13 protein-coding genes are annotated in these 12,949 nt (G+C 60.2%); 9 read left to right on the top strand and 4 right to left on the bottom strand.

Going from position 1 to position 12,949, the window contains the following annotated elements; genetic code table 11:
• Nucleotides 1-32 precede the first annotated feature (32 nt).
• A complete protein-coding gene (locus APH34_RS21535) occupies nt 33-818 on the top strand; it encodes an IclR family transcriptional regulator (RefSeq protein WP_047604761.1) in 786 nt (261 codons plus the stop codon).
• Between the two features lie 9 nt (nt 819-827).
• Here APH34_RS21535 and APH34_RS21530 read toward each other — a convergent pair whose 3' ends face one another.
• Together APH34_RS21530 and APH34_RS21525 are read right to left on the bottom strand one after the other, a co-directional pair.
• On the bottom strand, nt 828-2,018 hold the full coding sequence (locus APH34_RS21530) for a thiolase family protein (RefSeq protein WP_047604841.1): 1,191 nt from the start codon (nt 2,016-2,018) through the stop codon (nt 828-830).
• Nucleotides 2,018-2,416, bottom strand: coding sequence for a Zn-ribbon domain-containing OB-fold protein (locus APH34_RS21525; RefSeq protein ID WP_041505821.1), 399 nt, complete (start codon nt 2,414-2,416; stop codon nt 2,018-2,020). The genes APH34_RS21530 and APH34_RS21525 overlap by 1 nt, the downstream gene beginning before the upstream one ends.
• Before the next feature lie 135 nt (nt 2,417-2,551).
• Here APH34_RS21525 and APH34_RS21520 point away from each other — a divergent pair, with 135 nt between their 5' ends.
• The 4 genes from APH34_RS21520 to APH34_RS21505 all read left to right on the top strand — a co-directional run bounded on the left by APH34_RS21520 (nt 2,552) and on the right by APH34_RS21505 (nt 6,431).
• Nucleotides 2,552-3,253, top strand: coding sequence for an SDR family NAD(P)-dependent oxidoreductase (locus tag APH34_RS21520; RefSeq protein ID WP_047604760.1), 702 nt, complete (start codon nt 2,552-2,554; stop codon nt 3,251-3,253).
• The gene (locus APH34_RS21515) at nt 3,250-4,254 is read left to right on the top strand and encodes a fumarylacetoacetate hydrolase family protein (protein ID WP_047604759.1); all 1,005 of its coding nucleotides are present in this window, start codon (nt 3,250-3,252) and stop codon (nt 4,252-4,254) included. Before APH34_RS21520 ends, APH34_RS21515 begins: the two co-directional genes overlap by 4 nt.
• A gap of 105 nt (nt 4,255-4,359) precedes the next feature.
• Nucleotides 4,360-5,760, top strand: a complete 1,401-nt coding sequence (locus APH34_RS21510) for an aromatic ring-hydroxylating dioxygenase subunit alpha (RefSeq protein ID WP_054902887.1) — start codon at nt 4,360-4,362, stop codon at nt 5,758-5,760.
• A gap of 95 nt (nt 5,761-5,855) precedes the next feature.
• Nucleotides 5,856-6,431: an aromatic-ring-hydroxylating dioxygenase subunit beta gene (locus APH34_RS21505; RefSeq protein ID WP_047604757.1), complete on the top strand. Its 576-nt coding sequence runs from the start codon at nt 5,856-5,858 to the stop codon at nt 6,429-6,431.
• 27 nt (nt 6,432-6,458) lie between these two features.
• On the opposite strand, the gene APH34_RS21500 is transcribed toward APH34_RS21505, so the two are convergent.
• Nucleotides 6,459-7,202 (bottom strand): DUF2889 domain-containing protein, encoded by a 744-nt coding sequence (locus APH34_RS21500; protein WP_054902886.1) that lies wholly within the window; start codon nt 7,200-7,202, stop codon nt 6,459-6,461.
• A gap of 98 nt (nt 7,203-7,300) precedes the next feature.
• On the opposite strand from APH34_RS21500, the gene APH34_RS21495 reads away from it, so the two are divergent.
• The gene (locus APH34_RS21495) at nt 7,301-8,101 is read left to right on the top strand and encodes an SDR family NAD(P)-dependent oxidoreductase (RefSeq protein WP_054902885.1); all 801 of its coding nucleotides are present in this window, start codon (nt 7,301-7,303) and stop codon (nt 8,099-8,101) included.
• A 59-nt stretch (nt 8,102-8,160) separates the two neighbouring features.
• Here the strand turns inward: APH34_RS21495 and APH34_RS21490 are convergent, their stop codons facing one another.
• Nucleotides 8,161-9,792, bottom strand: a complete 1,632-nt coding sequence (locus APH34_RS21490) for an ATP-dependent acyl-CoA ligase (protein ID WP_047604755.1) — start codon at nt 9,790-9,792, stop codon at nt 8,161-8,163.
• A gap of 183 nt (nt 9,793-9,975) precedes the next feature.
• Here APH34_RS21490 and APH34_RS21485 point away from each other — a divergent pair, with 183 nt between their 5' ends.
• The 3 genes from APH34_RS21485 to APH34_RS21475 all read left to right on the top strand — a co-directional run bounded on the left by APH34_RS21485 (nt 9,976) and on the right by APH34_RS21475 (nt 12,946).
• Nucleotides 9,976-10,713 (top strand): TetR/AcrR family transcriptional regulator, encoded by a 738-nt coding sequence (locus APH34_RS21485; protein ID WP_047604754.1) that lies wholly within the window; start codon nt 9,976-9,978, stop codon nt 10,711-10,713.
• Nucleotides 10,714-11,033: 320 nt separating this feature from the next.
• Complete coding sequence (locus tag APH34_RS21480; protein ID WP_041505830.1) at nt 11,034-12,098, top strand: amidohydrolase family protein; 1,065 nt, start codon at nt 11,034-11,036, stop codon at nt 12,096-12,098.
• Nucleotides 12,098-12,946 (top strand): fumarylacetoacetate hydrolase family protein, encoded by an 849-nt coding sequence (locus APH34_RS21475; protein ID WP_047604753.1) that lies wholly within the window; start codon nt 12,098-12,100, stop codon nt 12,944-12,946. The genes APH34_RS21480 and APH34_RS21475 overlap by 1 nt, the downstream gene beginning before the upstream one ends.
• The last annotated feature ends 3 nt before the right edge of the window (nt 12,947-12,949 follow it).

The following is a 12,949-nucleotide window of genomic DNA, read 5'->3' as shown; positions in this document are numbered from 1 at the left end:
AATATCGCTAATAACTAGCTACCGGACGCAGTATGGACATTTCAGACGTCAGCGACAACGCCAGATCGGCCAGTGCAACCCTCGTCAAGCCTGTATCCAACGCCATACGCATCCTGCGTCATCTAAGTCAGGTCGGCAAACCTGAACGCTCCCTGGACATCGCCCGGCAGCTTTCCATCAATCCCAGTACCTGCTTCAACATCCTGCGAACTTTGGTGCAGGAGGATGTGGTCGATTTCAGCCCGCTGTCCAAACGCTATTCAGTGGGGGCCGGCCTGGCGCGGCTGGTGGAGCAACTGGTGACCCAGGGCCATCGCGTGCAGATGGCCAAACCGTTGTTACAGAACCTCGCGTCGAGGCTGCGGGTAACGATCACGCTGTGGCGCAAGATGAGTCCGGACCGGATCGTGATCGTCAGCTCCGCGGCCAGCCCCACCGATGTGCGCATCGACATGGCCGAAGGCCAACGTCTGCCGATCCTGATGGGCGCAAGCGGGCGACTGTTCGCCACTCAGATCGACATGCATGACCCGCTGGTGGAAAGTAATTTCGAGAAGATCCGCTGGGCCCGGCCGTTGTCTCTGGAGGATTACCGCGAGGACGTCAAACTGGCTGCCGAGCGCGGCTGGGCGATGGACGATGGGCACTTTTCCGGCGGTATCCTGGCCGTCGCAGCGCCGATCTATTCACCGTCCAACAGCATCGAGTTCACTGTTTCGGCGGTGATGTTCCGTGGCCAGCGCGACGAAGAGGGCCTTGCCGAGATGGGCAAGGCGCTGATCGAGTTTTGCAACGAAGTGGGCTGCGTACTCTACTGAACCCCGCCGCTATTCGCGTACCAGCAGTAGGCTGCCCCCCAGTGGGCCGCCGCCTGCGGCCACCGTACTGACGCTATGGTCGCGGGTTTGCCGGCCTTCTGCGCGGCCCCACAGTTGCAGGCACGCCTCATGCACGTAGCCCAGCCCGTGGGTGCGCCCGCCAGACAGCTGCCCACCATTGGTGTTGATGGGCAAGATGCCTTGCAGCGCGATACGCCCTCCACCTTCGACAAAGGACCCGCTTTCACCCACCGGGCATAGGCCCAGGGCCTCCAGCCAGATCAGGGTAAGGATCGAGAAGCCGTCGTACAGCTGCGCCGAGCCGATGTCCTGCGGGGTGTAGTCGGTGCGCGCCCACATCATCTGGCCGACATCGAAGGCGGCCATCCGGGTCAGTGAAATCTGGTCCCACGACCAGGGCTGGTTCAGCGCGGCGCCCATGGCCTCGATGCGGATCGGCCGATTCGGCAGGTCCCGGGCCACATCGCGACGCGACAGCACGATCGCGGTGGAGGCATCGCAGTGCACATCACAGTCGAACAGGCGCAGAGGCGAGGAGATCACCCGCGCGTTCATGTAGTCGTCCATCGTCATTGGCGTGCGGTACACCGCCTTGGGGTTACGCGTGGCATTGTTCCTGCAAGTGAGAGCGATCTGCGCCAGTTGCTCGGGGCGGGTGCCGTACTCGTGAAAATGGCGCTGGGCGTACAGCGCCATCAGGTTGATGCCCGAATGGACGTTGAAGGGGGTGAACCATTGCCAGGCATAGCTGCTGTCGCGCCCCTGGGTTTTGGCGGTCAGGGCGCCGGCCTGGCGATTCACCGCGCGTGCCGAGGCTTCGGTGATGGTGCGAAACACCAGCACGTGCTTGCACAACCCGGCAGCGATCGCCATAGCGCCGTTGATCACCCCGGCCAAGGGCCCCGGCCCTTCGTAGCCCGCGCCAAACCAGTTGACGTTGAGCCCCAGCGCACTTTTCAGCGCGCTGGGCCCCACCGGTGAAAACGGGTCCCCATTGTTGTTGTCGCCCGGCCAGCACGCTACGCCGTCGATGTCGCCGCGTTGCAGCCCGGCGTCGGCAATCGCTTGCAGGCAAGCATCGAGGGTCAGGCGCATGGCCGACTTGTCCGAGGGCCGGCCGACTTCCGACTGGCCGATGCCGGTAATGGCCACATCCTTTTCATAACGCTGATCGAACATCATTGAGCCCTCTCGAACAGGGGCAGCCATACGTCCTCGACATTGAGGAAGCGGACCCGTACCGGCATGTCGATATGCACATCCGTGACCGGCATGCCCACCACGTTGCTGACGAACTGCAAGCCGGCCTGTTCGGCCAGTTCGATGATCGCCACCACATAGGGCACCTCTAGGTCGGGGGCCCAGCCCTGATAGTTGATGGTGAAGCTGAGCACCTTGCCCCGCCCGGACACCGCCTCGGGTCCCACCTCGAAGCTGGCGCAATGCGGGCAGAGCGGGGCAGGTGGGTGAAAGTAGCGGCTGCAGGCGGTGCAGCGGTGCATCAGCAGCCGGCCCGTTTCACCGCCTTGCCAGAAGGCGCGGTTGTCGGCGTTCAGTGCAGGAAGTTTTCTAGGCATCAGCAGTCCGTGGAGAGTGTTTAACATGGAGTCACACAGTATCATTTGCACATATTTTGTAAAAGTGTCATACATTGTGGCCAGCGAAAGCACGAATCGACCGTTCGCGCGGTAAAACAACAAGAGGATTTGGCTATGTCTCAGTCATTACTGGACAAAAGGGTAGTCGTCACGGGTGGCTTCGGTGCCTTGGGCAGCGCGCTGAGCAAGTACCTGCTGGCGCAGGGGGCGCGGGTGGCCCTGCTGGACCGCAGCGAGGCGCCCGCCCATTTGCTCGATACCCACAACCTGATATGCCTGGGTAATGTGGACTTGACCTCGAGCGACTCGGCCGTTGCCGCCTTCGAGCAGGTGGCGGTGCAGTGGGGCGGCATTGACGGGCTGGTCAACGTGGCCGGCGGGTTTGCGTGGGAAACCCTCGAGGGCGGCAGCCTGGCGACCTGGGACCGCCTTTACCAGATGAACGTGCGCACCGCCGTGGTCAGTGCCCAGGTGGCCCTGGCCTACCTGCTGCGCGCCAGCGCCGGACGAATCGTCAATATCGGCGCGCTGGCATCGGTCAAGGCAGCGGCTGGCATGGGCGCTTATGCCGCCTCCAAGGCGGGGGTGGCGCGCCTGACCGAAGCCCTGGCTGAAGAGCTCAAAGACCGTGGCGTGACGGTGAACGCGGTACTGCCTAGCATCATAGACACCCCGGCCAATCGCGCCGACATGCCCGATGCCGACAGTAGCCGCTGGGTAACCCCGAAGGCATTGTCGGGCGTGGTCGCGTTCCTGTTATCCGATGAAGCCGCCGCCGTGACCGGCGCGCTGTTGCCCGTGGGCGGTCGGGTATGAGGCTGGTTACCTATACCGATGCGCAGGGCGTGGACCGTGCCGGCGCACTGCTCGACCAGGACCGCCATGTGCTCGACCTGCATACCGCCTACCGCGTGCAGCAAGGGCGTGAAAGCCCCGCTCTGGGGAGTATCCTCGCTTTGGTCGAAGCGGGCGAGGCGGCACTCGATCTGGCCCGTTCCCTGGTGGCTAAGGCCCCAGCGGCAGCCGTGCTGGAACGCACCGGGGTCAAGCTACGCGCGCCGATCCAGCCACCACCGCAGATGCGCGACTGCTCCTGTTTCGAACTGCACCTGCGCCAGAGTTTCGCCGCCGCCCGGCGTGCCCGGGCACTGCGCACCGACGACCCCGAGGCGACGCTCAAGGCGATGAATACCCGTGCCGACGACCGGGTGATCGAGACGTTCCACAAGCAGCCCATTTACTACAAGGGCAACCGCTTTGCGGTGGTGGGTATCGATGACGAATTCCAGTGGCCCAGCTTCAGCCGCGCGATGGACTTTGAGCTGGAGTTTGGCTGTTACATCGGCAAGCGGGGCAAGGACATTAATCGTGAGGCCGCTGGCGCGCATATCGTTGGATACACCATTTTCAACGACATGAGCGCTCGCGATGCGCAGGCTTTGGAAATGCCCGGCATGCTTGGCCCAGCCAAGAGCAAGGACTTCGACACCGCCAACATCATGGGCCCGTGTCTGGTGACCGTGGATGAACTAGGCGACCCCTATGACCTGAACATGGTGGCGCGGGTTAACGGCGAAGAGTGGGGGCGTGGCAATACCCGCGACATGCGCTGGCGCTTCGAAGATGTGATCGCCCATGTTTCGCGCTCCGAGACCCTGTACCCCGGCGAGTTTCTAGGGTCGGGCACGGTGGGCAACGGCTGTGGCCTGGAGCAGCTCCGCTATCTCAAACCGGGTGATGTGGTTGAGCTGGAAATCGACGGTATCGGGATGCTGCGCACCCAGGTCGGCAAGGCGGCTACTCAGACCCAAAGCTAGGCTGCCAAGCGCCACTTTTTGAGTTTGAATTAAGTATACAAAAATCAATAAAGTGTCTTATATTTGGTTGCGGACTCGCCGTGACACCCTGAACAGGAGGCATTCATGCTAACAAGAACAAGCCCCGTATTGTCTGATGGAACCAAGGTCTCGGACCTCATTTACCCCAATACGCGCGAAGTGCAGATGCGCGTGCTGTCCGACCGTGAAATCTACGAGCTGGAGATGGAAAAGATCTTCGGCAAGATTTGGGTGTTGCTGGGCCATGAAACGGAGATCCCTAATGCTGGGGACTTCATGGTCCGCGACCTGGGTTCTGATTCGGTGATTGTCGCCCGTGGCAAACAAGGCGAGGTTTTTGTCACTTTGAACGTGTGCCCGCATCGCGGCATGCGCATCACTACTGCCGACTGCGGCAACACCCAAATTCATAAATGCATCTACCACGGTTGGGCATTCCGCCCGAACGGGGACTTCATCGGTTCGCCGGTGGAGCGCGAGTGCATGCACGGCAAGATGATGCCTAAAGAGGAGCTGGGGCTGAAGAAGGCCCGGGTAACGCTGTATGGCGGCCTGGTTTTTGCCACCTGGAACACCGAGGGGCCATCCTTCGAGGAGTTCTTGGGCGATGCGAAGTGGTACTACGACATGCTGTTCTGTCGGTCTGACAAGGGCATGGAAGTGCTGGGGCCGCCTCAGCGCTTCATCGTCAACGCCAACTGGAAAACCGCTGGCGAGCAGTCCGCAGCAGATGGCTTCCATACCCTGACTCTGCATCGGTGGTTAGGTGAAGTGGGTAACTATGCGAAGAAGGGCGAGGGAGAGACCGCCGATCTGAGCCCGGAGATGATCGGTGTCGAGATCAGCTCGCCGCACGGCCATGCCCTGCGCTGCATCGACCTGGCCCGCAAGATCAAGCGCCTTACCGGACTGGACCCGTCCGAGCTGAGCGTGCAACAGAAGCTTGGAGCACTGCCACCTGCCGGGATGACCGCCGGGATGGTCGAGCAACTGGCACGTAATCTGAGTGACGATCAGTTGCAGGTGCTCACCAGCATGCCTCCGCAAGTGGGTGGCATGTTCCCGAATATTCTATTCGGGTTTGTCTACATTCCTCAGCCCGACGGCAGCGTCGTCGGCTCCATGACTCTGCACGCTTATGTGCCGCAAGGCCCCGACAAGTTGGAGTTCGTCAACTGGGTGTTCGCCGAGAAAGACGCGCCACCAGAGCTGCGCGACAAGATGCTCAAACAGACCATTCAACTGTTCGGCACCTCCGGCATGGTCGAGCAGGACGACTCCGATACCTGGCCGCACATGACATTGGCCGCCAAGGGCGCGATGGGACGCAAGAGCACCCTCAAGTATCAGGCCTGCTACGAGACGGGTGCGCCTGAAGGCTGGCCCGGCCCAGGCATTGTCAACGAAGGCTTTACCAAGGACGACACACAGTGGCACTGGTGGCTGTACTGGCACGAACTGATGACTGCCACGGATGAGGCATGAGAATGGGGCGCAGGAGGGCTTTTCGCGGCGACCCTTTCTGTACTGTCGACTCAACTAGCCCCTTCAAGTAGAAGAACAACAATGAGAAATTGCTCATGACGCAGGTTCAGCAACGCGGCGTGGAGGATATCCAGCCTGGTTCCCCGGTCGGTACACGTCGAGTACCGGTGGGGGCGCCGATCTACAATGAAGTGGTGACCTTCCTATACGAAGAAGCCACCTTGCTCGACCAGATTCGTCTTCAGGAATGGGCTGAGCGCCTGGATACCGACTTGGTGTATACCGTGCCCCTGCGCCAAACGCGGCTGGCCTCGGAACTGAAGACCACCATCGTTCGTAGTGTGCAGCACTACCACGACGACTACCGCTCGATGATGGGGCGCATCCTCCGCCTGTCCGGCAAGAGCGCTTGGGCAGAGGACCCGCCTTCACGTACTCGCAGGTTGGTGACCAACGTTTTCGTGGAGGAAACGCAGAAACCCGACGAGTTCGTGGTCACCAGTTACCTGTTGCTCACGCGCAGTCGTTTCAAAGATCATCATGTCGACATCATCAGCGGTGAGCGGCGTGATGTGCTCCGCCTTGGGGCTAACGGATTCAAGCTGGCGCGGCGCGAGGTGATCCTGGACCAAGCGGTGCTGGGTACCCCCAACCTGGCTATCTTCCTCTAAAGCGTTGTGTAGCGGCCACGCGTGATGTCACGCCGCGTGGCCGCCGGGTATGGCACGTAGCCATGCCTGGTCCTGGGCGCACAGTGCCTGTGGGTCGTTGCTGAAATCCAGGGTCGAACCCTGCATACGCAGTGCTTGTTTGGCGCGGACCGGTTGCTGGCTGTAGCAACGACCGCTAATGACGGCGTGGGCCTGCGCGTCGAGGTTGTAGGCACGCCCCATCGAGATGAGCGTGCAGCGGCGCAGAAGTAGCGACGCTTCAGCGGTGTCTTCACTGAGGGTGCCCAGCGCCCAGCGCGCCATTCCTTCGCGAAGGTTGAGCCCGGAAAAGGGAGGCGGACCTTCGATCATCGCGCCGTTCACTTCCCAGCTCAGCAATTGCTCGCCGTCACGGCTCAGATTGGCGCATGTACGTCCGTCGATGCGAGCGCCGACCTGAATTTCGTAGCGCCGCTCGCTGGCACCGCGGGCGGCTCCCGCAATTGCCAGGCCGGCCAAGTCGAGCAGGTGTGTGCATTGATGGCTGGCATCAGTATGCCTGGTGACCGAATGTGCAATGCGCGCCAGTGACATGCCTACCAGTGCCTGTAGTTGGTCGCCTGCTTGCTGGCAAAGCGAATAGGGGTAGCGCAGCGCTTCTCCACCGATGGCTGTTACATGGCCTGCTGTGTGGTTGAGCCATACGCGGAAGTGGTGAAAGTCATCTTCCAGGGCTGCACGAACGTGGTCTGCATGGGCAATGATGTCTACCCGGCGTCGAAATACAGTCATCCTGTCGTCCTTGTGCAAGGGGTGTGTGAGGCACCGAAATCGGCTATATTTGAACAATAAACACTATAATGTTCACTAAAACAAGAAAAGGAGCGGTTATGGCCCTGCTGAACGAACAGGTTGCGCTGATTACCGGCGCAGGGGGCGGAATCGGCCGAGGTATCGCGCTGAACTTCGCCAGAGAGGGGGCTGCGGTAGTGGTCGCCGAACTGGATGAAGCCAGCGGGGAGGCAGTGGTAGCGGATCTCAAGGCGCTTGGCGCAAGGGCGGTGTTTATCCGCACGGATGTCTGCAGCAAGACCGATATCGAAGCCGCTGTGCAACTAGCTGTAAAGGAATTCGGTGGCCTAGACATACTGGTCAATAACGCGTTTGCGCCCACGCCTAATGTGGTGCTGGAAGACAAAACCGATGCGATGCTCAAACAGACACTGGATTCGACCGTGTGGGCAGCTTGGTGGGCGATGAAGGCGGCGCTACCGCACATGAAGGCCCGCGGGGGCGGCAAGATCATCAACTTCTACTCGATTGATGTCGAAATTGGCGCTTGGCTGCATGGTGACTACAACACTGCAAAGTCGGCCATTGTCGGGCTGACCCGCAGCGCAGCCTCTGAATGGGGGCGCTTCAACATTCGCACCAACGCCATCGCCCCCACTGCTATGGGCGCCACCTTCCACAAGCTGGCGGCAGAAAACCCAGGGTTTGCCGAGATGTCGGCGTCTATGCGCCCGTTGGGACGTTGTGGTGAGCCCGAGGCGGACATTGCTCCGGTCGTGGTGTTTCTGGCCAGCGAGATGTCGCGCTTCATTACTGGCGAAACCATTCACGTCGACGGCGGCCTCCACCTGCCTGGTTACAACTCACGGCCCAAAGGCATTCCCGTGCGCGAATACTGAAGCCGCCCAATAGAAAAGCGCGGCCAGTGCCGCGCTTTTTTACTCGCGGGATGATGGAGCTACTTCTTGGCAACGGTGATCGAGGTGGTTTCCAAATCCCAGGTGTTGGGAGTCTTGCCTTCGTCGCGTAGTAGGTATTTCAGAACGCGGCCCTGTGGGTTTTTCGGCAAGCTGGGGCGAAACTCGATGTAGCGTGGCAGCGCATAGTAGGGAACAGTCTCCACCGCCCAATGGAACAGGTCTTCAGGATGCAGTGTGACGCCTTCATGCAGCACCGCAGTGACCTTCACGTCGTCCTCGCCTTTGTCGGATGGCACCGCATGCACCGCGACCTCAGCCAGGGCAGGGTGAATGCCGAAGGCCGCCTCCATCTCGAAGCTGGAGATGTTTTCTCCCCGGCGGCGCAGGTAGTCTTTTTTGCGGTCGACAAAGTAGAAGAAGCCGTCATGATCAAACTTACCGATGTCGCCGGTATGAAACCACATGTTGCGCATTAACTTCAGGGTCTCTTCCGGCCGGCGCCAGTAGCCCTGGAACATGATATCCGGGCGCAGTGGGCGGACCACGATTTCACCGGCGGTGTTGGGGGGGACTTCCTGATCGAGGTCGTCGACGATGCGTACGTCGAAGTCGGCAATGCGCTTTCCCGAGGAGCCGGGTGCTGCATATTCGCCGGCTGCCAGCGAGGTAATCACGCAGGCTTCGGTCAAGCCATAGCCGTTGCCGCCTACCAGCGGTGTACCGAAGCGCTCGCGCCAGATCTTCTTGGTTTCTTCGGTGTAGGGGTTGCCGCGAGCGGTGTGGATCTGTCCCACGCAGCGCAACATGGCCTCGTTGTCCGGCGCCTGGGCGAGCAGCCCGCCCATGCCGCCGAGAATCGATGCGATGGTGGCGCCCGAGCGCTCCACTTCTGGCCAAAAGCCGGACACCGAAAAACGCGGCAGAATGGCGGCACGGGCACCCACCAAAATGCTGGCGATGATCGATACGCACAGGGCATTCATGTGAAACAGAGGCAGCGGTGTGATGGTGACGTCGTCGGCACTGGCAGGGCCGGCGCGCAGTTGCAGGCGGGCCAGGTTGCACATGAAGTTGTAGCTGATCATGCACCCTTTGGATGGGCCGGTGGTGCCCGAGGTGTAGATCAGGCAGGCGAGCTCGGAAGGTTGCGGCTTAGCAGCCAGCGGAGTGGCGTCCTGGCCGCGATAGTTGTCCAGTGCGCTAATGCGGATCGGGCACTCGGGCACGCTGTCGAGTGGACCGCGGTGCAAGATGTGGTGCACGTGATGCAGCTGTTCTGCCAGCGGTGTGATGCGCTGCAGGTAGGCCGCTTCGCAGATCACCAGTGAGGTGCCGGTGTCGCTGATCTGGTGTCGCAGAAACTCGCCCTTGAGTGCTGTATTTATCGGCACGCTGACTGCGCGCAGCTTGTTGATGGCCAACCAGGTGATGACCGCATCGATGTTGTTGTCGAGCATGGTCAGTACGGTTTCGCCGGGCTTGATGCCGAGTGATGCTAGCGCGTTGGCCATTTTTGTTGAAAGTGAATCAACCTGGCCATATGTGTACAACTCTCCGCTGAAATCCAGCAGGATTCGCTCTGGATGCCTCGCTACCGCACGATCTAGCGCATCAATGACCGTGTCTCGTTCTCCTACCGCCCAGGTGTCTGGATTCCCACTGCTACCCATGAATTTTCTCCGTTTAGGCCAAGCGAACGCTGGTCTGCCTGGTTTTTGTTTTAAGTAGAGAATTGAATTCTAAATGCAAAATCATGAATTGTCTTTAGCATAAAGTTGAACATATACCATTATTTGTGCGCAGATTCTGTGCTAACGTTGCCCCATCCTTACTCTCTACGAGCCTGCAAGTCCATGCCAAAAAAAGCTACTCAGCTGGCAGAAGCGCCTAAGGCCGCTGCCAAAACCAAGAAAAAAGCCGTGGCTGATGTGCCAGCGGGCGGCGCGAAGGCTGTCAAAACTGTCCAGCGGCGCAATGATCCGGCGGTGGCAGGCAATAAGGTCAAGCCTAATCGCCGTTCGGAAGAAACCATCGCCAACATCCTCAAGGCGACTGAAGAAGTGGTGCTGATGTCGGGCGCCGATCGCATTTCCATCCTTGATGTTTGCCAAGTCGCGGGTGTCTCGCGCGGTACCTTTTACCGCTACTTCTCTTCTCAGGAAGACCTGCTGGACACTTTCTCGCGGCACAAGCGGGAAAGCTTCCATACCTCGCTGTCGCAGGAACTGGGCCACGTCAATGATCCAGAAGCGCGCCTGAACGCCTTGTTCGCCTACCTCGACAACTACCTCGAACAAAGCCGCGCACGGCGCCTACTGGTGGTGGCACCAGACTACGCGCTGGGTTTTTTTCGGCGGATTTTCCATGACTCGATAGTTCGTTTTCAGGATGGTCTGGGCATCGTCTTCGACGACTGGGACGACCGTCTTGGTGTACGCCTGGATCGGGAACTCATCTGCGAAATGATCATTCGCTACGTATTGAGCGAAATCCTGGTGCCGGAAGCTGCGGGGCGCCGACTATTTCCCGTGCGCGTGAAAAAGCTGCTTGGCGCATTGATCATGGGGTCCACCTCGCGCACGCGCCGCTGATACCCATCCCCGCACCCGTACATCAAAAGCCCCCGCCAGCCGGGGGCTTTTTTTGGCCTGTCGAAATTTTTTCATTCGTTTTCGCGTTTATTGTTCAGCGTTAGCGCGCTTGCCGGCGCTTTGGGCAGCCTCTACTTCAAGGGTTTCAGGGACGCTAAAAAATAATATGAACAGAATTTTGATTTCTGCTCAAATTAATTTTAAGCTCTAGCCTAGTAGCGAGCCTTGGCTGTTCCCCTTCCCGCGTCGGTTGACCGTGACCGCGCAAAGGCACCGCACTGCACACCAACAATAAAGTGCCAACTTCGAGGTACCTGCACATGCTTATTGATTTGCACGCCCACGCACCCCATCCGGGCTACTACAACCAGCATCCCCATTGGGGACCGTTCTTCGAGCAGCACGCCGATGGCGATATCAAGCTGAGAGTGGGGGAATGGATTCTCGGGCTCGGTTCGCCTGAGCGTAAGGCTGCTGTGCGCTCGGGCAACGGTCCCAAACTGGAGGAATATTTCGCGCGTTGGGCCGACCCGAAAGTACGCCTGGCCGGCATGGATGCGGCAGGGCAGAACCTGCAGGTGATCTCGGTGCCGTCGCACTGCTACATGTACTGGACCGAGGCCGAATTCGCCGTACCATTTGCGCGTACCGTCAACACCACACTGGCTGAGTACTGCTCGGCGGCGCCCGACCGCCTGATGTTCTGGGCCCATGTGCCGTTGAACGCACCGGAGGCGGCGGCCGCCGAACTTCGATATGCCTGCACCGAGCTGGGGGCCAAGGGCATGGTGGCCGGCGGCGCCAACTTCGGCGGGTTGGAGTTCGATTCGCCGGAGCTTGACGTGGTGTGGCGTACGTTATGCGACCTGGACCTGCCGATGTTCATCCACGGCTACAACCAGTCGGTCACCTGGGGCAAGAACGCCAACGACGACCGTTACGAAACCACTGCGATCGTCGGCATGCAATATGACGAGAGCCGCTGTTTCTGGAACCTGATCTGCGGTGGCGTATTGGACCGCTTCCCAGACCTCAAGGTGTATATCACCCACGGTGGGGGCTACGTGCCGTATCAACTCGGGCGTCTGGCCAAGACGAACGAGAACCTCGACGTCAAATACAACAAAAAACCGCTGCTCGATTACATGAAGAATTTCTACTTCGACGTCGAGTTGCATGAAGTACCGATGCGTCAAGCTTTGGTCGATATCATTGGCGCCGACCATGTGCTGTACGGCAGCAATTTCGGCGGCAGCGATGCGGTGCGCCATGATCTGACCCACGGGCTTAAACTGTCGGATGCCGATCTGCGCAAGATCCGCTATGAAAATGCCTGCCGGTTGCTGCATCTGGATCCGTCCAAGATAGGCAAGGTAGGTGCCTGATGAAGCTTGCACGCTGTGAGCATCCCTCGGTTGGCACCTTCTGGGCCGTGGTGGATGTCGCCCAGGACCAGGTAACCCCGATCTCCGGCGACTTCAAGGACTGGGCGCCGGCGGTGGCGGCGGGCCGCGGCATTAGCTCGGTGCGGCTTGCCGGCCCGGCGCTGGCGCTGTCTAACGTGCGTCTGTTGCCACCGATCGAACCGATCAATCGGGTGGTAGTGGCGGGCGCCAACTACGCCAAGCATCTCGTGGAATTCGGCTTGAATGCGCCGGCCCAGCCGGTGGCGTTCCTCAAGGCCTACGGCGCGCTGATCGGTGCTAACGACCCGATACGCTTCCCGCCCCTTACCGAAGAGCTGGACCACGAAGTCGAACTGGTGGCGGTGATCGGCACGGGCGAGATTGACGTGGAGAACCCGCTGGCCTGCGTGCTGGGCTACACCGTCGGCAACGACGTCAGTGCCCGCGACCTGCAGCGCAGCGGCCCACCGGGCATCGGCATGGACCTGTTCGCCGCCAAAAGCCAGGACCAGACCACGGGCCTGGGCCCGTGGATCGTCACCAAGGACGAGTTTGCCGAGGGTTCCCCGCGGTTGCGCTTGACCCTGAAGGTCAATGGCGAGGTTCGCCAGGATGGATGCACCGCGGAGATGACCTGGGACGTGGGGCAGCTGATCAGCTTTGTGCAGCAACGCTCCAGCTTTGCCACGGGCGACGTATTGTTCACTGGGTCGCCGGCGGGCGTGGGCATGGGTACTGGGCTGTATCTCAAGGAGGGCGACGTGGTTGAAGCCAGCGTCGAAGGCATAGGCACATTGCGAAATGTAGTCGGTAAAAAACGCAGCTAATCG

This window comes from Pseudomonas sp. NBRC 111131 (assembly GCF_001320525.1).
GTDB classification, from domain to species: Bacteria; Pseudomonadota; Gammaproteobacteria; order Pseudomonadales; family Pseudomonadaceae; genus Aquipseudomonas; species Aquipseudomonas ceruminis.
The sequence above is the reverse complement of the archived record's forward strand: the minus strand, read 5'-3'. Positions and strand labels throughout refer to the sequence as shown.